Consider the following 19,285-nt stretch of genomic DNA (forward strand, 5'->3'; position numbering starts at 1 on the left):
CCGGCGCCGCCTCGCCACGGCCGAGGGCGCCTGCCTCACGGCAGGACAGGCGCGAGCCTGCGGAGCAACCCCGCTGCCGGCGACGCGACCCGTGCGCCGCTACGCGGTACGGGCCCGCCGCGACAGCGGTCAGCCCCGTCACGGGAGGCCGAGTTGCCGGCCGACGCGCCGCCCGTCCGCCGTTGTCCGCCAGATGACGTCGACCCCCACCTCACCCGGGGCGGCAGGCCCCTCCGGCGCCGGGAAGCGCTCGACCTCGGTGAAACCCAGGCGGCGCGCGACGGCGCCGCTGGCGCGGTTGGCCGCGTCGTGGTGGATCTCGATGCGGTCGATGCCCGTCAGCCGGAAGCCCTCGCGGACCAGGGCGGCCGCGGCGGCCGTGGCGTGGCCCTGTCCCGTCCACCGCGGATGAATCCAGTAGCCGATCTCGAGGCCGCCCGCACCGATACGGCGGTGCAGTCCGCAACCGCCGATCACGGCCGCGCCCGACGTGACCGCGTAGGCGAAGGTCTGCCGGCTCTCCCACTCGTCGTGGACCCGGGCCAGGAACGCGGCGGTCTGCGGTCTGCCGTGGTCGGCCGCCCAGGGCATCCACGGCAGGAGATGGTCGAGGGATTCGTCGATCGCGCGGTGCAGGGCGTCGAGATCGGTCCCGCGCCATCGGCGCAGTGCGACCCGGTCGGCGGCGAGGCTTTCGGCAGGCTCCTCCATGCGCGGATGCTCTCGCGGCCCGGCCGGGGCCGGCAACGCGATATCGCCCGCCGCGGAAGCCCTCCGCGACGCATGCGCCGCGGAGGGACGGACTGCCGGGCCGGCTACGACCGTGCCACGGGCACGACATAGGGGAAGCGGTCGCTCCGCAGGTGCTCGGAGACGGACGGCCTGAGTCCCGACGGCACCGCCGTGTTGGTCACCAGGGACAGCATCGCCTCGGGCGCGTTGTCGGCCAGGGCACGGCCGTTGCGGGTGGCGAAGCCGTAGGTCGCGGGCGTTCCGACGACGTAGGGCAGCACGTCGGGGAACAACTCCCGCGCCACGGTCCGGCCGTAGCCCTCCGGGTCGCCGCTGGTCCCGGTGGCCGCGACGACGGCCGCGACCTGACCCGCGACGAGGTCGCCGGCGGCGGCGAGATCCTCGGAGGGGTGCCGGGTGTTGGCGGGGTTGGTGAAGTCGGTGTCGCCGGGCCAGAAGATGGGCCACATCATCGGGTGCCCGCCGCGGTTGATCTGCCGCCATCCCCCGGCGTCGGTGGCCAGCTTGGTCGCGCACCAGACGCCCGTACGCGCCCCTGGACGCAGCCGCGCGTCCTCGTGCGGCACTTCGAGCACGATCGATTCCACGGTGGTGCCGGTGAAGCTGTTCCGCGCCTCGCCCGGACGCCAGCCGGACAGGTCCACCGCCGACCCCTTCGCCACCGCGCCGTTGACGACGGCCAGCAGGGACAGGTCGATGTAGAAGGAGTCGGAGATGCGCCCGGCCCAGACGCGGATGCCGTCCGCGGCGGCCGTCTCCCCGGTACGGCCCTGAAGGACCAGGTCGCCGTCGGCGGAGTCCTCGCGCGCCGCGTCCCCGGTCAGGACGTGCAGCCGCAGGGTCTGCCGGTCGTCCTCGTCGGGCTCGCCGAAGGAGACCCGGTAGGTCAGGGTCTCGAAATCGGCGCCGTCGAAATGCACCTTGAATTCGTAACGCGCTTCCGGGTGGAATCCTGGCTCGGCGTGGACACCGGTGATGTCGGAATTGACGTCCATGACGAATATCGTGCTGCGCTCACCGGGAAAGACGTACAGGTCGTCGATGAACAGCTGACCGTTCTGGGCCGCCAGCGGAGTGTCGAGATGATGCGACATGGTCGGTCCTTGATTCTCTCGGTTCTTCTTCGGCGTTTTCCCTACTGCGCCATCCTCGCGGGGCGGGCGGCGGCCCGGTACTGCCCAATGGGGAATGCCCTCATAAACTGAGGTTATGAGCGATGCGCCTCCCGATCTCGGCAGTCTCCAGCTACTGACGCTGGTCGCCGAACTCGGCAGTCTGGGCCGGGCCGCCGAGCGGATGGGGATCAGCCAGCCGGCCGCGAGCAAGCGCCTGACCCTGCTCGAACGGCGCTTGGGGCTGACGCTGGTCAGCCGCGACACCCGAGGGTCCGCGCTGACCACCGAGGGAAAGGCGGTGTGCCAGTGGGCGGGGCGGGTGCTGGCCGAAGTCGACTCGATGATGGTGGGCGTTGCCGCGCTGCGCGGGGACCACGCCCTCGACCTGCACCTGGCGGCCAGCATGACGCTGGCCGAGCACTTCGTACCGCGCTGGATCGGCACGCTGCAGCGTCGGTCGCCCGACGTCTGCGTCAGCCTCAAGGTGACCAACTCCGAACAGGTCGCCGCGCTCGCGGCAAGTGGCCGCATCGGCCTGGGTTTCCTCGAGGCGCCCTCGGTGCCCTCCGGGCTGGGCTCCCGGCAGGTGGGCGCCGACCGGCTGGCCGTCGTGGTCGCGCCGCAGCACGCCTGGGCACGGCGGCAGGAGCCGGTGGACCTGGCCGAACTGGCCCGCACCCGCCTGATCGTCCGCGAAGTGGGCTCCGGCACGCGGGAGACCATTGAGCGCGTGCTCGCGGGCGCGGGCGTCGAGCCGGTCCGGCCCCTGATGGTGCTGGACGCCAACGCCGCGATCCGAAGGGCCGTGGCCGAAGGCGCCGGTCCCGCCGTGCTCAGCGCGATCAGCGTCCGGGACGACCTGGCCGAGGGCCGCATTGTCGAGGTCCCGGTGACGGGGGCCGACCTGCGGCGCCGGCTGCGCGCCGTATGGTCCGAGGACCGCCCGCTGACCGGCGCGGTCGAGGAACTGCTCCGCATCGCGGCCCGTGCGTGACGCCTGTCGGTCCTGACGCACACACGCTCATATCGGCGACGCGGAACGGCACTTCGGCCCACCACGCAGTGCGGCGTCGTCCACCGCAGTCACCGCAGGGGCAGGGCCGGCGTCTGTCCGTAGCCGGGCCTGGGGGCCGGTCAACCCAGCCTGATCCAGCGGCCCGTCGTCGACCGTGAGGCCGTCACGGAGGGTTGGCCGCCGCGCGGCAGGCACCGGTCGCGGCGCCGCCCGGCACGCCGGCCCCGGTCAGGGCGTTCACGCACCCGCTCAGGTCGCCGTGCACGCCTTGGGTGCAGGCCATTCTGACGGCGTCCGTGACCTCGACGCCCGTCTGCCGGACCATGTTCGTGCAGGCCGGGATGTCCGCGTGGGCGGCGGGCACGGCGAAAGCGCCGCCGCCGAGTGCGAGGGTCAGACCGGTGAGGACACCGGCGAAGCGGGCCGACATACGCATGGGAGGCACCTGCTCTCCGGGCTGGTCGAGAATTCGAGGCGCCGAGCGGCAGGACGAGCGCGGCTCGGCAGGACCACCCCTCCCTCGTCCGACACTAGAACAGCCCCCTGCCGCGCGCACTCCGGCCCGGCGGCAGGCCCACCCGGCACAGCGCCAGGGGACCGCCGACGCACCGGAACCTGACGACGTCCGGGCAGAGTTGGCACCGCCGGCTGCCCTGCTGGGCGCTGCGGGCCCCGGAGGGACCGTCTTCGCGGCCGGAGTACGCGGGGCCGCCTCCGTGACGGCACCGGCCGGCGGCCCCGCGGACCTGCCGCTACCGACCGACGGCCGGCTGACGAAGGCAGGGGCGGTATGCCGGCCGTGCTCAACCGCTCGCCACGGGTGTGGAGCCGATGGCCGCGCAGGCCGCCCGGTCCGTGGGGTAGCCGTCCGCCGGATAGACGACCGGCGCGCCGCGCACACGCCCGCCGGAGGAGGCCGGAGCAATCGGGAGCCAGCACGCCGCGAACCGGGCCGGCTGCGGACTGCCCTGCCACATCTGGCCCCAGGCCGCCGCGCAGGTACGCGTGGGGTCGTGCGGATCGAAGTCCTTCCCGAACCCCGGCGGCGGTTCACTGAGGTCCGCCTCGGCCCTCAATGTACGGGCGCACATGACCCTGGTCCCGTCCTGCCCCCACGGTCCGAGCGTCGCGACGGCCGCCGTGGTGGCGCCCCCGAGCAGTGCGGCCGCGACACCGGCGACCAGGAACAGGCGGCGCCGGCTCCGGGGACCGTGCGCGGGGGACGGCTCCTCGGCGGCGCGTCGCAGGACGTCGTGCAGGACGCGGCGGCCCGCGGCGGACTCCGCCCAGCCGTCGGTGTCGTCGTCGGGGCGCACGGCCCGGACAGCGGCGAGATCGGGCGCGTGCCGGGTCGTGCCCGCGGTCTTCCTCATGCTGACTCCTGCCGGGCGAAGTGAGGGTGCCGGGGCGTGCCGGGGACGGGCTCCGCGGGGTCCGCCCCGGTCAGCGCGGCCCTGAAGCGTTTCCGCGCGCGGTGCAGGCGTACGGCGAAGGCGGCGGCGGTGCAGCCCGTGACCGCGGCCGCCTGGCGCGCCGTCAGGTCGTACCAGGCGCTCAGCAACAGCGCCTCACGGTCCGTCTCCGAGAGCGTCAGCAGCGCGGCGACCACCTCGGAGCGGGTCCCGATCGCCTCCCCGACCTCCTCGCTCCCGGGCCGGTCGGCCAACGCCGCCATGCGCGCGGTCGCCGCGAGGTACCGCCGGTCGGACCGCACCCGGTTGGCCAGTAGCCGCCGGGCCGAGGCGAGCAGCCACGGCAGGGCGTCGTCAGGAACGGCGCCGTACTTGTGCCAGGCCAGCACGAAGGTCTCCGAGAGGATCTCCTCGGCCGTCTCCCGGTCCGTGCGGTGCCGCAGATATCCGAGCACCCGGTCGGCATGCGCCGTGTAGAGGGCCTCCAGCGCATGGTCCCGGGCGGCGTCTTCGACGGTTGTCCGTCGTCGCTTCACTGCACCTCCGTGATGTCGTCCGTCAATCAGGAGATGTACGGCCGGGCAAGGATTCTTACCGCCCCCGGCCGTCGGCGGCGGTCAGCCGATCCAGGGCGCGGCGCGACAGGCCAGTCCGTGGTCGATCCGCAGCCGCATGGACGGGTGGATCTCCAGCCTGTCCAGCCCGTGCGGGTGGACGAAGGCGACTTCCTTGCTCTCGCTGCTGGTGCGGAGTCCGCCGCCGGTGATGCGGGCGTGGAAGCAGATCGAGAACTGCTGGCGCACCTCGCCGTCGTCGTAGGCCATGACGTGCGCCGGGTCGGTGTAGATGCCGACCAGGCCGGTCACTTCGACGTCGAACCCGGTCTCTTCTCTCGTCTCGCGTACGGCCGCGGCTGCCGCGGACTCCCCGATGTCGATCCCGCCGCCCGGCAGTGCCCACAGGTTGTTGTCGGTCCTGCGGATGAGGAGGATCTCCCCGGCGCCGTTGAGGGCGACGGCCGTGACCGACGGGACGATGCTGTTCGCCTCGGGGGCGTTCGGGTCGTTGAAGTAGTCGACGCGGGCCATGCGTCCCAGCCTTGCACAGGGCTTCGTTCCCGGTCAGGGGCGCGGTGCGGCGTCGCCCGAGGGCCGTTTCTGTCGGGTCGAGGCTGAGTCGGACCACCACGTCGTCGTCCTCTTCCCGTTGGCAAACGAAGGGGGTGGGAGAGCCTTGGGGTGACGTCAGGAGGGTGCGGCACGTGACCGAGCAGATGCACACATCTGCTCGGCGAGCACTGTGTCATCCGGCTCGAGCAGGCGCAGGATGTCGGCGGCCGGCTCCGGGAACACCTCGGCGAAGAACGGCAGTTCGGTGGTCGTGGGGCGGTAGGGGCCGCCAGCCGCGAGGTACGGGGACACCGCGCCGGCGTGTGCGTACGCCAGAGCCGCGCCCTTCCATGAGGGAGGGCGGGCGAAGCCGACCGGATTCGAACCGGCGTCCTCGCGATTTTGGAGACCGCGCGCGACTACCTCTGCGCTACGGCTTCGCCCGGCGGCGATCCTAGCCTTCGTGCCGCCGCCGTTGACGACCCACCGCGCGCGGTCCGCACGCTCAGTGACCCGGCATCGCCGCGGACAGAGGTCACGGCCTGTCGACGCGCGCGAGGACGACCGCATAGCGGCACTCGGCATCGCTGGTGTTGGCGAAGACGCACGCCACGGGCTCGGCGACCTCGATCGAGTCGCCCGGGCCGAGTTCGTGCACCACGTCGCCCTCGTGGAAGGTCAGCCGGCCTTCGAGGACCCAGACGGCCTCCCGCTGGAACGCCAGGGACGCGGCCGGGTACGGCACCCGGGCTCCGGGCGGCAGGTGGACCTCGGAGATGTCCGCGGGGAATCGCGGCCCGGTGATCTGGCGCCGGCGATAGCCGGTGGCGGGATCGTGCCATTCCGCGGCGTCGGCGACCCGGTGCACCCCGGCGGCCTCGGCCGGGATGAGCAGGGCGGAGAGCGGCACCTGGAAGGCGGCGGCCAGCTTGCCGAGGACGACGGCGGTGGGGCTGCTCTCGGCGCGTTCGACCCGGTTGATCATCGCGCGGGACACCCCGGAAGCGTCCGCGAGCTGCGCCAGGGTCCACCGGCGCCGTTCCCGTTCACCGCGGATGCGAGCGGCGATCTGGACGACCAGGGGATCTACTATATTGGACACAGGTCTACTATACGAGAAACGGGGTCGGTCCGGCAGGACCGCCGGAAGATCCGGGCGGGGTACGGCCGCAGAGCTCACACGGCAGCTCCCCGTCAGCCCATCCGTGCATTCCATACGTTGGAGGAGCCATGGAACTCGGTCTCGCGCTGCCCACCGCAGGGCCGCAGACCTCGCCGGAGACGATCGTCAAGGTCGCCGTCGAGGCCGAACGGCTCGGTTACGCCGCCCTGTGGACGTTCGAGCGCCTGCTGCGCCCGCTCGACAAGATCGTGCTGTGGACGGGGGGCGAACCCCAGATGCTGCCGGAGTTCTACGGCTCGACGTACGAGCCGCTGGAGACGCTGAGCCACATCGCCGCCGTGACGGAGCGGATCAAGCTGGGTACCGCGATCCTGGTGGCGCCGCTGCACGTGCCCGTGATGCTCGCCCGCCGGCTGGCCACCCTGGACCGGTTCAGCGGCGGCAGGGTCGTCGCCGGACTGGGGCAGGGTTGGCAGCACCACGAGTTCGAGACGGCGAACGTGCCGATCGGCCGCAAGGGCGCCCGCACCGAGGAGTTCATCACGGCGATGCGGGCCGCATGGGGCCCGGACCCGGTCCGGCACGACGGCGAGTTCTACCGGATCGCACCGTCTCAGGTGAACCCCAAGCCGGTCCAGGCGCGTATTCCGGTGCTCCTGGCGGCGAACGCGCCGGCCGCCGTCAAGCGGGCGGGCCGGATCGCGGACGGCCTGATCCCGATCACCTCCTCGGCGGAGGAACTGCGCGGCATCGTCTCCACGTTCCATGACGCCGCCCGGGAAGCGGGCCGTGACCCGGCGGACCTCATGGTGGTCAACCAGGTGCCCTGGCCGACCCCGGTCACCCGCGAGCCGATGGGGGAGGGCCGGCCCTTCCTCGGCGGCTCGCCCCGGCAGATCGCGGAGGACCTGGTGGCCGCCCGCGAGACCGGCGCGACCCAGGTGTACCTGGCCGGCGGCCAGGGCCTCGGGCTCGACGAGGGCCTGCAGGCCAAGGACGTGGACCCCTGGCTGGAACTCCTCGGCGAGGTGATCGAGACCGCCGACCGCCTCGGCGCCCTCGCGCCCTGAGGCGCGCCGGTACCGTCGCCCACCGGTCCGGCGTGTCACAGACGCCGGAGGTGATCGGTCTCCTTGGTACGGCATGTGCCGGAGGAGGCAGCCGCCGGTGCGCAGCCACAGCGGCGGCCTCCGCGATCACGCGTTCCGCACAGTGAGGATGACGGACCATGACGGCTCATGGCGATCTGCCTGCCCCGCAACAGGGGCTTCTCGTCACGCACTTCCTGACCGTACGTGACGTGGAGAGGTCACGGACCTTCTACGCCGACGTGTTCGGCGGCGAGGTCGTGATGGAGGAGAACCCGGCGATCGTGAAGGTGGCCAACAGCTGGATCATCATGAATCCCGGGGGCGGCCCCACACCCGACAAACCCGGCGTCACTCTTGAGGTGCCGCAGAGCACCGAGCGGGTGTCGAGCTTCCTCAATGTCCGCGTCGCCGACATGGCCGCCTTCCACGCCCATGCGGTCGCCAAGGGCGCCCACTTCCTCACCGAGCCCCTCGACCGCGGTGCGGAACTCCGCTGCTACCTGCGCGATCCGGACGGCTACCTCATCGAGGTGGGTCAGTCCACCGGCCTGCTCCGAGGCCTCCATGCCGGCTGACCCGCCGGACCATATCCCTGCCCCGGCCGAGCGGCCACCACTGATCGAGGTCCCCACGATGACCACGGAGAATGTGCGGCACCCGAGCCTGATCGCGCCGGTCGGGCATGTCGAGCCCGTCCCCCGCCGTATCAGGGGGACGCTGGGAGGCCGCGTCGCCTTCGACACGCGGCGCGCACTGTATGTGTGGGAGTGGCCCGCCTATCCCCAGTTCAGCATCCCGGTCCGCGACATGGTCGACGCCGTACTCATCGACGAAGGACACAGCGAGCCGCACGGCGCCGGGCCCGCACGGCGCCACACCCTCAAGGTGGGATCGGAGGTCCGAGAGGGCGCGGCGTGGGTGTGGGAGGGCGGCGCTCCCGAGGCCCTGCACGGAACCGTCCGCTTCGAGTGGGACGCGCTCGACTCCTGGTTCGAGGAGGACGAGCCGGTCTTCGTCCACCCCCGGAGCCCCTACTCCCGTGTGGACGCGCTCCGCTCCTCCAGCAGCGTCCGCGTGGAGCTGGAGGGCGTCGTGCTGGCGGAAGCGCCGCGCTGCGTCAAGGTGTTCGAGACCGGCCTGCCGACGCGCTACTACCTCGACCGCCTCTCCGTCGACTTCACCCAGCTGCGCCCCTCCGGCACGGTGACCCGCTGCCCCTACAAGGGGACGACGAGCGGCTACTGGTCGTTCGACGGCGAGGCCGCCACGCACGAAGACATCGCGTGGGCCTACGACCTGCCGACGTTCCAGGCCAACCGCATCGCCGGCATGGTCGCGTTCCTCAACGAGCGCGTCGATCTGTACGTCGACGGAGAACTGCTGCCGAGGCCTTCGGGGCAGTTGGGGTGACGGCATGGCTCGCCACCGGAAACTCCCGGGCGGGCAGGCGCTACTGCCGGTGAAGTTCCGTTCCCGCGGCTGCATGCTGCGATCGCAGATCGCGGGGGCTCACACCGTACGCCGCCTTGAAAACGCGGCTGAAGTGGGCCGGGCTGGCGAACCCCCATCGGTGGGCGATGGCCTCGATCGTCATGAACTGGTGCACTGGCGAGACCAGTTCCCTCCTGCATTCTTCGAGCCGCTGCGTCCGGATCCATTCACCGAGGGTGATTCCCGCCCGGGACAGGGTCAGGTAAAGCCAGCGTACGGAGACGTCGTGCTCGGCGGCGATACGTTCGGCGGTCAGGTCGGGGTCTGCCAGGTGAAGGCGGACGTATTCCTGCACACGCTCGACAAGTGTGCTGTTCAGAGGCGCTCCGGCCAGGTCCTCCCGGTCCAGCACCACGGTGACCACGGCCCTGATCAGGTCGACCGCGGGCTCCGTGAACAGGGCGGTCTCGGCCTCGCCGGCCGCGGCCTGACGGGCCAGCCGGGTGAAGAACGCCGCGGTCGCACCCACGACCGGGCGCTCCGAACTGATGGGCACAGCCGTGATCCGGTCGAGCAGGGACGGCCGCAGCCCCAGGACGTCCGTGGGAACGCGCACCAGAACCGCATGTACGGAGCCGTGGAACAGGACCTCGTAGGGCTTCGCATTGTCGATCACCGCGAGGTCCCCGGCCTTTATCAGTCCGTGCCTGCCCCCCTGGCGGAACTGGGAGACCCCCGCTTCCTGGATGGAAACGAGAATGTTCGGCACCATGTCCTCGTGCACCGGGGCGTCGGTACGCCGAATGCGGGCCACGTTCCAGCCGATCTCCGAGACTTTCACCGACCCCAACGCGCTGGTCGTCACGTAGGCCCGCTGGCGATTCGGGTTCTGCGGAAGCTCCACCTCAATGCAGCGGCCGTTGACGGACCACGAGAATTCACGGATCGCATCCGCGCGATCACCGGGAGCCAGCGACGCGGCGTCGAGTAGATCTGCCATGCGGGCGCCCTCCTGAACCGGTCGCGGAGCCTGCGTAGCGGGGCAGATTTCCACGGTACTGCGGCCAGTGACCCATTTCGCGGATTTTACTGCATTATGCACCTTTATTTCCGCTCGGCCTGGCGGTACGACGACGGGCCGCCGGTGCTCTCCCGTGAGGCGCGTCCGGGCGTCGGGGATACGGCTGACCAGGTCAACGGTGGGTCGGCACCTTCAGGGCAAGGGGGGTGGGACGCCCGACCGGGCATCCCGGCAAGCCCTGATCAGGAGACCCAACGCAGGGGGAGGCCTGAACGAAATCTCCAGACTTCCGGGTCCCATGGTTCTGCGAGCCACTCGATCAGTCGGCCGACCCCTGCTTCGAACGCAGAACCCAGTGATGTGTGGCGGTCAATGGCGAGATTGCGCTCATCGATGAAATGAGCGTTGTGGTTCTCGGTGCACCAGCAGGCCACGCTCAGAGCGGCGCAGACGTTCAGGTGCCCCTCGACGGTCCATTCGATGCCGAGTGCGAGCTCCAGCCAGTCGGCCTCCTTGTCGTACAGGGAGATCTCCGTGAGCAGGATCTCGGGTACGCCGCGGCGGACGTCTGCTCCGGGACAGGTGATGTGCTGGGGAAACCATTCCCACGTCGGCTCGTCCCCCGATGGCCGCTCGCCATCGAGGGCTGCGGCCGCACGTCGCATGCGCAGGTGTTCCGCCGCCTCGGCGTGAGGGAACAAGGCGGGCAGGGGCACGCTGCTGAAGGGCCCGCTCTGCATGGTCATGCACACAGTCTGAAGAAGCACAGCCGCTTGTGCGGATGAACCTCTTGATCCCGACGTCGACGGTCTCGAACCGTCGACAGGCGACTGCGGCAAGTCCGCGTTGGCCACGGCCGACCGCCCGCCCAATGCGGCACGCAGACACACCCAGTGACTGCCGGCGGCTTGCCAAGGCATGTCACAGCCCGGCACTAGGCTCCCGCGCATGATCTCCCGTTCCGACCAGGGCCCCGTGCCGCTCAAGCAGGAGTTTCTCGCTGACTCGAGCGTCGAGGGGGAGGAGGACGACGACGCGCTGATCGAGAAGCTGCGCGCTCGCGCCTGCGATCCGGGTCGGCGATTCGACACGGCCGACGTACCCGTGAGTTGGATGTCCGAGCGCTACGGCAGCGCGCGATGGGAACAGCGCCGGGACGCCATCAGGGGATACAGCAGCAATGGGACGGTCCGGCTCACGTCCGACGCCGAGGAGGTGGCCGTCTACTACGCGGACGCTCCCCGCGGCCCGCTGTTTGCACCGGTATCCGTTGCGGACGTCGAGGCGGCAGAGCGCCGAATCGGGCGCCGCCTCCCCGTACTGCTACGGCGCGTCTACACCGAAGTGGCCGACGGAGGCTTCGGCCCTGACTCCGGTCTGGCCTCACTGACCGACGGCAACAAGGCCCCGGGCCACCTGACGGACTGGCCGAGCGCGTCCGGTATCCATGAGCGCAACCGCACGCGTGGAGTGCCGGCGTCGTGGCTGCACCTCGCCTACGGCGGCTGCACGATGGAGTGGCACCTCTCGCTCTCCGCGGTCGGCAACCCCGTGCTGCTCTACGACAGCGACGGCTGGGTACCCCACTGGGGCGAGGATGCGCACGACGGCCTGAGGCACGCGACAGCCTCACTGCGGAGATGGCTCTCGACCTGGGCGGACGGCGGGGACGTCTGGGACGAGGCGCTCAACCCCTGAAGCCCGCGTGCCAGGGGCACGAGGACGAGCGCCACGGGTCCGGTGGGCGCTGAAACACACCCTACGTATGGAGGAGTCCTGGTGGCCGAAGGTGGAATCCAGTGGATTTCAGAGGCCTTTGACACCTACTGCCTCACCTTTGCGCGAGGGTTGGGCATCGCCGAGCTGGTCCGCAGGATGGGGGGCGACGCCGGCACGATCCGCGAGGGACTCACCGCCGACGAGGCGATGGACTGGTCGTTCGAGAAGGGATCGGTGGCCCGGCTGGGCACGTGCGGGGGGTGGGCGTTCGCGCTGGAGCACTGGAGCGCCGAGGGCATGGAGCGAAGGACCCTGCGTGATGTCTCCCGTGGGACCGAGGCGGTCGTGTACCTCAACGGCGGGGCGCCGCCCCGTTGGTTCCTCTATGCCGAGGACGGGCGCATCATGGGCGACTTCGAACCGGGTATCGAGACCGACCAACTCGGCGGGGACGATCCGGGTCGACTGGTGCCGGCCATGCAGGAGGTGGGGCTGCTGCTCCCCGACGGGACTGCCGCCCCCGATGTGAACGAGGAGATCAAGATCCTCGAAATGGGCGAACGCCACTTCGGCTTGACGTTGCCGCGCGAGGTCGTCGAACACGGCCCTCTTGCCGCCGTCAGCTTCGCCCCCTTCTAGCGTCGGCCGGCACGCGGCGCCGCGTACGTCCGGCCGACGGCTGCGGCGCGACGGCGACCCACCCTCATCCTCCGCGGCCGCCCGCAGGATGCGGCACGTACTCGCGCGACTACCGGCCCCGGGCGTTGTCGAGTTCGGCCGCCAGCACGGCCATTTCGAGCAAGTGGCTGAAGTACTGGGTCGCGTACTCGTCGTCCGCGAGGGACGGGAGGATCCTCCTCAGGACCGTGATGCGACGATGCAGATCATCTCGGCGCCAGTCGTCCAAGGGGCGCTCCAACGCCACGGAGACGCAACCTGCGAGCATGGTGTCCATCAGCGCCATGCTCTCGCCCTCGGGCTCACGATCGACGAACCCCGGGGGAAACTGCAATCTTCTGAAGTCGTCCCACAGCTGCGACAGCTGATCTTGCTGTATTCCCGTCATGCCCGTGATGATGCCTGACGTCGCGTGCGGCGTCGGACAGTCACGAAGCAGTGGTGGTGGAGAAGCACAGGCGCAGACGGTCCCTGGCCCAACCGCAGTTGAACTCGATGCCGGCTGCCCGGCCGATACGGATGACAATGCTCGCGGCGGCACCAGCCGTGAGCCGACCGGTCGGGTCGTAGGTCGGGCGCTCGTCTTGAGCGAGGGATGTACCGCCCAGCTGAGCCAGATCCCTCCTGCGGCACCGTCGAACGCGTCTACTTCGATTTCCAGCCCGCCGGCCGCCGTCTCCCGATCCGGCGCCTCACGGTTGTACAGAGCGAGCCCGAACTGGCTCAGATCCTCCCCCACCGCCTCGGCGAGCTCCCGAAGACGGGCGGCCTCGCTCGGGATCAGAGGCCGCAGCCCCCACTCGTCCTCTTCGTTCACGGGGGGCACCGTACAACGGTGTTCGGCACCACCTGGGTCATCTCACCGCGCAGCACGCCGCCTGTGTGCGGCCGTCTCGGGAGTTGGCCGACTGTCAGTCCCCGTGCTCGACCTCGGCAGCCGGCTGTTGGGCATCGTGGGACACATGAACGCCGGCCAGGGACGCCGTCTCCGTGGGAGTGTCCCCGTCGTGACAGAGACCGACTGCATGGTGATCACCACTCCTGCCGAGCGCCCGTCGCTGCTGCCCCGGCTCTACGAGATCGCTGACACGTGGCCGGCCTGACGGTCAGCGGCTCACTGGCGCAGTGGCGTCATTGGACCGGCCTGCCGTTCGACAGCGACGGTGACATCGACGTACCGGGCGCCCTCGTCCCGGTGCACTGCGACACCGCGCGTGATCAGGCCGTCTGCGTCGAACCCAACGTGTGGATCCGACATGACGTGGCGCCGCGCGCTGTCTGACACGCTGTCCGGCGAGACGGAAGGCTGCGTGTGGACAGCATGCCGTCATGGTCGGCGGTTCGGGGCCTCCGTGAGCCGCATGCGTGGATCAACGGCCGTAGAGTGACGAGCAGTTGCCGCATGACGTGCGCTCCTGCACCGCAGGGCGGTCTTGCGGCTGGCATCTGGGGGGATGAAGTGTTCGGTTTGGCGATTCTGGCCGCCGCTGTGTCGATTCTTGTCCTGTGGCTCTCGTGGCGCATCCTCCGGGGAGGCCGTGCGTTGCGTAAGCGCGGGGTCCGGACTCAGGCGAGGTGCGTGAACATCGGAGGGGGGCCGAACGGAAGCGTCATGCTCATGATCGAGTTCACGACGGACAGTGGTGAGGGGATACGTACAACGGTTGGCCCGTTCAACTTCCCGCCTGCCCGTGTAGGGGGCCTGCTCGGGGTGGTCTACGATCCGCGGGAACCCGTCAACGTGCTGACCCCCGACAACGTGGGGAACGGCAGAGTTGCGCTCTTTTTCGTGGTCGGCTCGGCGTTGACGCTTCTGCTCTCGCTCGGCCTGCTCGTGCTCGGCTAGGCGTACCGGTGAGACGGCCCACAGGCCTGACTGCCGGTCAACGCCGGCTTGACCCGGCGAGGCCCGCCCCATGGTGACTGCGTCAAGCCGTGGAGTCGAACGCCCCGGCCACGTGCCTGCCGTTCTTCTCTTCGTCGGCTTGCGCCGCGCACTCTTGAACGAAGTAGAGAAACCCTTGCCACTCGGGGGTGTCCGTGAGCCCAACTGGTCGATAGGGCCGTGAGTTTGCGGCCGGACATGAAACTCCTGGGCCCTCCGAACCACGAAAGGCCGGCTCGGGCGTGCGTTCGGAAGGCAAGGCAACCTCAGGGGCTTGTTGTCGGTGGTCGCCCGTACGCTCAGGCCGGTGAACACTGATGATCTTGAATGGCAGTCACGGACACTTGGCGGAATCTTTCCTCGCCTGGTCACCATGCTGGTGGAGCGGCGGGAGGTGGAGTTGCTGGTTCAGGCATCGGAGCGGGGGGAATGGTTCTGCGCCCAGGCCGCGGCTCGGGAGCTCTCCCGGGATGGCCAGGTCGAGCGAGCCCTGGACGTGCTGGAGCCGTTCATCGATGCTGGGTGGAACCGGGCGCGCTGGGAGAGGGCCGAGGTCCTGCTCGAGGCTGGGAGGGTGCAGCAGGCACTGGACTCCGTCCGCCCGGACGAGGAAGGCCTCGCCTCGGAGTGGGTGTCCCACGACTTCGCGGGACTGCTGGCGAAGGCGGGGAGGCTGGACGAGGCCATCACCGTGCTCACGCCGCATCTGGACAGGGAGTGGATCCTGTCTGCCCTCGTCAAGCTGACAGAGAGCCAGGGCCGTGACGAGCAGGTCCTGGAGCTGATCGCGCCACGAGCTCAGCGGGCCCGCAGCGCCCGCGGCGAGGAACGATGGAGTTTGCGCCCCAGCAACGCGCAAGACCTCCAGGCTCAGGTCCTGGAGCGTGCGGGCCGGGTGGACGAGGCCGTGCGGATACTTGGGGCAGACATCGAAGCCGGGCACTTCGTGGTCCAGAACACATTGATCGCCTACGCCGAGCTTCTGTGGCGCCACGGGCGCCTGGAGGAACTGCGCGTGCTGGGCACCGGGAAGCGTGCGGGTGACACGCTCGCGTACTACGCGCGGGCGCTCGAGGACGACGGGCGGACAGATGAGGCCGAGGCCGTGCTGCGGCGTTTCATCGCGGCCGCCGAGTATCCGGACCGGTTCCGTTGGCCTCTCATCGAATTGCTGGGCCGGCAGGGCCGGATCGAGGAGGCCGTCGACGTAGGTCGTCCGACGTTCGAGTACCACGACGCCTGCCTCTTCGAAAGCGTCATCCACCTGCTCCATGAAGCCGGACGGCAGGACGATGCCGTGGCGCTCCTCGATGAGCGCAGTGCGGAGTTCGTCGAGGAGCACCCGTCCTGGCTCAGCTTGAACCGGATCTGGCTGCTGGGCGAGGCCGGCCGGTACGAGGAGGCCCTCGCCTACGCTGAGACTCTGCCATCGGACATGTACGGCCTGACGGTCAGCAAGGCCTTGATCCTGGAAAACATGGGGCGCCTTGAGGATGCTCTCGCCCTTCTGCGGGCGGACGCCGAGCTGCGGCCGTCGGAAGTGGCCGAGCTGCTCATCAGGCATGGCCGTGCCGCCGAAGCCATCGAAGGAATGCCCACCCTCGCCGAACAGCACGCGGTCAGCCGGCGGCGGGACGCTGCCATTCAGGCCAACCGCGGCCCCGACGACCCTCCCTTCCAGACGAGCGGCCTCTGGTGACGCGTCACCTGGACAGTTCCACTGCGGACGGTGGGAAGACGTCGCGGGAGCAAGGCTGAGCCTGTATCCGACCGGGTCGGAGAGCGATGGGCTTGTACGCCATGGATCCGCGGCTCATCCCGTGATTGGGCTCGACGTGCGTTGGACCGCGGTGAGGCGTCGATGTGCATGCCGGTCTCTTCCCAGACCTCGCGCCTCACGCCGTCCTCGGGTACCTCGTCCAGTTCCAGGACACCACCCGGGAGCTCCCAAGTCCCGTTTTCGGCAGTCGATGAGGCGGTCGTCCAGGGAGGCGCGCCAAGTCTCGGGCGGCAGAGATGACGGGCCCGCTCTGGCCGCTGCCGCCTACAGGTACCACGGCTGGGCAGGGGTGCTGGGGCGTGCCCCCGTCCGGCGTCGTTGATGTCAGCCGTGGATGTCAGAAGCCTTCGGATCCGTAGCTCTGTAGAGATCGGTCATTGGAGGTCGTACAGGCTGCCGAGAAGCTCATGGGGGTCAGCGTGGGGCGCTGCCGGCTGCTGAGGTTGCTGCACTTCTCTGCTCCACAGCGGGGTCCTATGGGAACTACTCGGGTCCGAGGGTGGGTCGTGAGCGTATCGGTCAGAAGGGAGGTTCGAGATCGCCGCGGCCATCGTTGTGTGGTCCCCAGACCCAGGGCTCCTCCGGAAGAGGCTCCGGGCCGGGCGGATTGTGGCCCCAGGCTTCGAGGGTCCTCCACGCGACGCGGCGGTTGGGGTCGTAGCCGCTGGTGTCCAGGATGCGGCGCGCGTGCACGGCGAGGTGATCGCGGTGCTCGGCGAGCGCGGGGTGTTCGACGAGGATGAGTGCCGTGACGACGGCGGCTTCGCGCACGTTCTCGTGGCTGTCCTGGAGGAAGGGCGCGACGGCCTGGTAGAGCATCGGGCGCAGATCCCGGAAGGCCGCCACGATGGTGCCGGGCGCGGGGAAGCCAGGGAAGCGCTGCTCGATGAAGCCGACAATCTCGTCGGAGGCGTCTTGAAAGGTGGAAGCCAGCCAACCCAACAGCGCCGCGCGGATGGGGATGTCGCGATAGGGCCGGAGGGTCATGGCCGCGGGGTGGGTGAGGATGGCTGCGACATACATGACGGCGGGGGCGGTGGCTTCGTAGATGGTGTTCTGGTGGTTGACCAGCTCGCCCAGCTCCGACAAAGCGGTGACCTGGACCTTGGGATCGGGCTCCAACAACCGTGCCAGAAGCGCGGGAAGGTCCTCACCGCTCCCGAAAGCCGTCTCGAGCGAATCCCAATCAGTCTCCGCCAGAACTGCCTGGTAGGGCGGCAACTCAGGCTCGTGGGACGCCCCGGCGTTGAAACGGCTGTGGTTCACAGGCCAAACGTAGACCGGACTTCTGACCTCAGCCCACAGCTCGCTCCGAAGCGCGTTAGGTGGAGCTCGTGTCGGTGGCGATGAGCCGGCCCGTGAAGCCGTGTTGACGCAGTCGTTCGTAGGCGGCGCGAGCGGGCGGGGGAGCAGTGGACGGAGACCGATTACGTCTTCACCGCCCGCACGGGGCGACCCGTCGAGCCGCGGAACCTGTACCGCTCGTTCACGCGCGTCGCGGGAAGCGCCGGTCTCCGCGTGATCCGGCTGCACGACGTCCGGCACAGCTGCGCCACGCTCCTCACCGCGGCCGGCGTCGCGCCCCGGGTCGTGATGGAGATCCTCGGGCACTCCCAGATCGCCATCACGATGAACGTCTACACGCACGTCGTGCAGGACACCGACACCCAGCGCGAGGCCTGAGTCACATGGACCGGCTGCTGCGGAGGCGCTCCGACCGTGAGTGAGCGTGGCCGTTGATGTCGGATCCGGATGTCAGAGACCCCCAGCCATCACCGGCTGGGGTCTTTTCGCTGGTGGGCGTGGACGGTTTCGAACCGCCGACATCCGCCTTGTAAGCCTGGTGGTCAGGGTTATCGAAGGTGCGCAGGTCAGTGTGGCCGTGAAGAGAGCCCAGCTCAGTCAGCAATCTCGACCGCGACGAACCACCGCTGTCCGTGGCTGACCGTCCTATGTGGCACGGCTGTGGCACGCCGCCCTCCTGCCGGACCTATCCGTCATGCTTCGATCGGCTCAGTCTTCAGGGCTGTCGTCATCGATGGGACGCAGGCGGCGTCGGGCTTCCTCGAGCCGCTCGTCGTAGTCGGGGAAGAACAGAGCGGGGAGCATCTTGTCGAGCTGGCCGGCGATTCTATGGATCGGTGCCCATGCGGCTGGATCGTCGACCGTGTTGCTGAGGTCGGTCATCTGCAGCCGCTCCAGCCAGTCCGACAGGATCGTCGCTTCGTCGCGGGTGAGCTTGATCGTGATCTCTGGATCTTCCATCCCGGCCCCACCCCTTTGAACAGGCGACTCAACGCTCGACGGCACAACCTACCGATCGCCAGGTTCGTGAGGCCGACCAGTCTTCACCTGACGGGACACGTGCCGTCATCTCTCGGTTCTGGCACAGATCTTGGGGAGTGGCCGCGGAGGGTGACGGTGTCGTTCGATTGCAGGGGGGCACGAGCTCGGGGCCCTCATCGTTCGCGCATTCTGGTCCACCACCAGCCGAACATCGCCAACTCGATGTTGTTGGGTTCCGGCAAGGTGCGGCGCTCGAATTCCTCATCGATGCGCGTGATCAGTCGGCCCAAGTCCCGTCTGGCTCCGGGAGGAAGGTGCAGCATCGCCCGCTCCAGGTCATCACGGGCGTCTTCCACCTCCATCCCGGGCGAATAGACCTCCGAGGCGCTCAGATATCGTCCAGGCTGCTTAAAAGCCCACTCGAAGCGAGAGAGCGCATGCGTGACCGCGTTGGGCCACAGCTCCTGGTCTTCGACGCGGCGGATCGCTACACGAGTCCGAGCGGAGACACCCGGGACCCTCAGGACCGGATACTGCCATCGTGGCCGCCAACGCTCTGCACGGACGGCCTTGGGACGCCTACGCGGCATCGCCCTTTCGGATCAACATGAGGCCATCCTTCCACGGCTGGGCACCTCCGTATGGGCCGAAAGCTTGCTCTACGTTCCAGATCGAGCGTATGAGCACATCACCGGCGAGGAGTGGGGACGCCGGCCGCAGGCTGGGCCGGCTCCTAGAACCTCAGCTCTGCTGCGCGAACCCACGTGGCGAACTACTGACTTGTAATGCGTGATGTCGTGGGGTGCTGACAGGTTGTGATCGTCGCGGTACACCACGGTCATGAGGTACGCGCAGGGTGGCGGGCTG

The 19,285-nt window shown here is 69.5% G+C and carries 22 protein-coding genes, 1 tRNA gene and 3 pseudogenes; 10 read left to right on the top strand and 16 right to left on the bottom strand.

Annotated features, from left to right (window positions below):
• Window positions 1–138 precede the first annotated feature (138 nt).
• A complete protein-coding gene (locus tag ABZ883_RS40865) occupies window positions 139–711 on the bottom strand; it encodes a GNAT family protein (protein WP_360916624.1) in 573 nt (190 codons plus the stop codon).
• 104 nt (window positions 712–815) lie between these two features.
• Entirely contained in the window at window positions 816–1,847 is a 1,032-nt protein-coding gene (locus ABZ883_RS40870; protein WP_360916626.1) for a DUF4331 family protein, read from the bottom strand.
• Window positions 1,848–1,962: 115 nt separating this feature from the next.
• Between ABZ883_RS40870 and ABZ883_RS40875 the strand changes: the two genes are divergently transcribed.
• Window positions 1,963–2,862: a LysR family transcriptional regulator gene (locus ABZ883_RS40875; protein WP_360916629.1), complete on the top strand. Its 900-nt coding sequence runs from the start codon at window positions 1,963–1,965 to the stop codon at window positions 2,860–2,862.
• A gap of 184 nt (window positions 2,863–3,046) precedes the next feature.
• Here ABZ883_RS40875 and ABZ883_RS40880 read toward each other — a convergent pair whose 3' ends face one another.
• The 7 genes from ABZ883_RS40880 to ABZ883_RS40910 form a co-directional block, all read right to left on the bottom strand.
• Entirely contained in the window at window positions 3,047–3,319 is a 273-nt protein-coding gene (locus tag ABZ883_RS40880; RefSeq protein WP_360916632.1) for a hypothetical protein, read from the bottom strand.
• Between the two features lie 367 nt (window positions 3,320–3,686).
• Window positions 3,687–4,256 carry a hypothetical protein gene (locus tag ABZ883_RS40885; protein ID WP_360916635.1) on the bottom strand — a complete coding sequence of 190 codons (570 nt, stop codon included), beginning with the start codon at window positions 4,254–4,256 and terminating at the stop codon, window positions 3,687–3,689.
• Entirely contained in the window at window positions 4,253–4,831 is a 579-nt protein-coding gene (locus tag ABZ883_RS40890) for a sigma-70 family RNA polymerase sigma factor (RefSeq protein ID WP_360916638.1), read from the bottom strand. Before ABZ883_RS40890 ends, ABZ883_RS40885 begins: the two co-directional genes overlap by 4 nt.
• A gap of 81 nt (window positions 4,832–4,912) precedes the next feature.
• Window positions 4,913–5,383 carry an NUDIX domain-containing protein gene (locus ABZ883_RS40895; protein WP_360916640.1) on the bottom strand — a complete coding sequence of 157 codons (471 nt, stop codon included), beginning with the start codon at window positions 5,381–5,383 and terminating at the stop codon, window positions 4,913–4,915.
• A gap of 156 nt (window positions 5,384–5,539) precedes the next feature.
• A complete protein-coding gene (locus tag ABZ883_RS40900) occupies window positions 5,540–5,716 on the bottom strand; it encodes a hypothetical protein (protein ID WP_360916643.1) in 177 nt (58 codons plus the stop codon).
• Between the two features lie 53 nt (window positions 5,717–5,769).
• Window positions 5,770–5,844, bottom strand: a tRNA-Trp gene (locus ABZ883_RS40905).
• 95 nt (window positions 5,845–5,939) lie between these two features.
• Window positions 5,940–6,506 (bottom strand): XRE family transcriptional regulator, encoded by a 567-nt coding sequence (locus ABZ883_RS40910; protein ID WP_360916646.1) that lies wholly within the window; start codon window positions 6,504–6,506, stop codon window positions 5,940–5,942.
• A gap of 128 nt (window positions 6,507–6,634) precedes the next feature.
• On the opposite strand from ABZ883_RS40910, the gene ABZ883_RS40915 reads away from it, so the two are divergent.
• The 3 genes from ABZ883_RS40915 to ABZ883_RS40925 all read left to right on the top strand — a co-directional run bounded on the left by ABZ883_RS40915 (window position 6,635) and on the right by ABZ883_RS40925 (window position 9,028).
• A complete protein-coding gene (locus tag ABZ883_RS40915; protein WP_360916649.1) occupies window positions 6,635–7,597 on the top strand; it encodes a TIGR03619 family F420-dependent LLM class oxidoreductase in 963 nt (320 codons plus the stop codon).
• A 158-nt stretch (window positions 7,598–7,755) separates the two neighbouring features.
• Window positions 7,756–8,193, top strand: coding sequence for a VOC family protein (locus ABZ883_RS40920; RefSeq protein WP_360916652.1), 438 nt, complete (start codon window positions 7,756–7,758; stop codon window positions 8,191–8,193).
• A 58-nt stretch (window positions 8,194–8,251) separates the two neighbouring features.
• Window positions 8,252–9,028, top strand: a complete 777-nt coding sequence (locus ABZ883_RS40925) for a DUF427 domain-containing protein (protein ID WP_360916655.1) — start codon at window positions 8,252–8,254, stop codon at window positions 9,026–9,028.
• Window positions 9,029–9,068: 40 nt separating this feature from the next.
• Here the strand turns inward: ABZ883_RS40925 and ABZ883_RS40930 are convergent, their stop codons facing one another.
• Entirely contained in the window at window positions 9,069–10,049 is a 981-nt protein-coding gene (locus ABZ883_RS40930; RefSeq protein WP_360916658.1) for a helix-turn-helix domain-containing protein, read from the bottom strand.
• Window positions 10,050–10,312: 263 nt separating this feature from the next.
• Window positions 10,313–10,816, bottom strand: coding sequence for a hypothetical protein (locus ABZ883_RS40935; RefSeq protein ID WP_360916661.1), 504 nt, complete (start codon window positions 10,814–10,816; stop codon window positions 10,313–10,315).
• 202 nt (window positions 10,817–11,018) lie between these two features.
• On the opposite strand from ABZ883_RS40935, the gene ABZ883_RS40940 reads away from it, so the two are divergent.
• Entirely contained in the window at window positions 11,019–11,768 is a 750-nt protein-coding gene (locus ABZ883_RS40940; protein ID WP_360916664.1) for an SMI1/KNR4 family protein, read from the top strand.
• Window positions 11,769–11,849: 81 nt separating this feature from the next.
• Window positions 11,850–12,428: a DUF6461 domain-containing protein gene (locus ABZ883_RS40945; RefSeq protein WP_360916667.1), complete on the top strand. Its 579-nt coding sequence runs from the start codon at window positions 11,850–11,852 to the stop codon at window positions 12,426–12,428.
• 109 nt (window positions 12,429–12,537) lie between these two features.
• Here the strand turns inward: ABZ883_RS40945 and ABZ883_RS40950 are convergent, their stop codons facing one another.
• Window positions 12,538–13,284 carry a hypothetical protein gene (locus ABZ883_RS40950; protein WP_360916670.1) on the bottom strand — a complete coding sequence of 249 codons (747 nt, stop codon included), beginning with the start codon at window positions 13,282–13,284 and terminating at the stop codon, window positions 12,538–12,540.
• A 282-nt stretch (window positions 13,285–13,566) separates the two neighbouring features.
• Between ABZ883_RS40950 and ABZ883_RS40955 the strand changes: the two are divergent.
• The 3 genes and pseudogenes from ABZ883_RS40955 to ABZ883_RS40965 form a co-directional block, all read left to right on the top strand.
• Window positions 13,567–13,749, top strand: a pseudogene (locus ABZ883_RS40955) (N-acetyltransferase); the annotation flags it as partial.
• Window positions 13,750–13,869: 120 nt separating this feature from the next.
• Window positions 13,870–14,313, top strand: a complete 444-nt coding sequence (locus tag ABZ883_RS40960; protein ID WP_360916687.1) for a DUF3592 domain-containing protein — start codon at window positions 13,870–13,872, stop codon at window positions 14,311–14,313.
• A gap of 346 nt (window positions 14,314–14,659) precedes the next feature.
• A complete protein-coding gene (locus ABZ883_RS40965; protein WP_360916673.1) occupies window positions 14,660–16,051 on the top strand; it encodes a hypothetical protein in 1,392 nt (463 codons plus the stop codon).
• Between the two features lie 158 nt (window positions 16,052–16,209).
• Here the strand turns inward: ABZ883_RS40965 and ABZ883_RS40970 are convergent.
• Window positions 16,210–16,317, bottom strand: a pseudogene (locus ABZ883_RS40970) (NUDIX domain-containing protein); the annotation flags it as partial.
• Window positions 16,318–16,651: 334 nt separating this feature from the next.
• Window positions 16,652–17,398 carry a hypothetical protein gene (locus tag ABZ883_RS40975; protein WP_360916675.1) on the bottom strand — a complete coding sequence of 249 codons (747 nt, stop codon included), beginning with the start codon at window positions 17,396–17,398 and terminating at the stop codon, window positions 16,652–16,654.
• Window positions 17,399–17,524: 126 nt separating this feature from the next.
• On the opposite strand from ABZ883_RS40975, the pseudogene ABZ883_RS40980 reads away from it, so the two are divergent.
• Window positions 17,525–17,859: pseudogene (locus tag ABZ883_RS40980) on the top strand (tyrosine-type recombinase/integrase); the annotation flags it as partial.
• 286 nt (window positions 17,860–18,145) lie between these two features.
• Here the strand turns inward: ABZ883_RS40980 and ABZ883_RS40985 are convergent.
• Together ABZ883_RS40985 and ABZ883_RS40990 are read right to left on the bottom strand one after the other, a co-directional pair.
• On the bottom strand, window positions 18,146–18,397 hold the full coding sequence (locus ABZ883_RS40985) for a hypothetical protein (protein ID WP_360916678.1): 252 nt from the start codon (window positions 18,395–18,397) through the stop codon (window positions 18,146–18,148).
• Window positions 18,398–18,591: 194 nt separating this feature from the next.
• The gene (locus ABZ883_RS40990; protein ID WP_360916681.1) at window positions 18,592–18,780 is read right to left on the bottom strand and encodes a hypothetical protein; all 189 of its coding nucleotides are present in this window, start codon (window positions 18,778–18,780) and stop codon (window positions 18,592–18,594) included.
• Between the last annotated feature and the right edge of the window lie 505 nt (window positions 18,781–19,285).

The organism is Streptomyces sp. NPDC046977 (assembly GCF_040644455.1).
Lineage (GTDB): Bacteria > Actinomycetota > Actinomycetes > Streptomycetales > Streptomycetaceae > Actinacidiphila.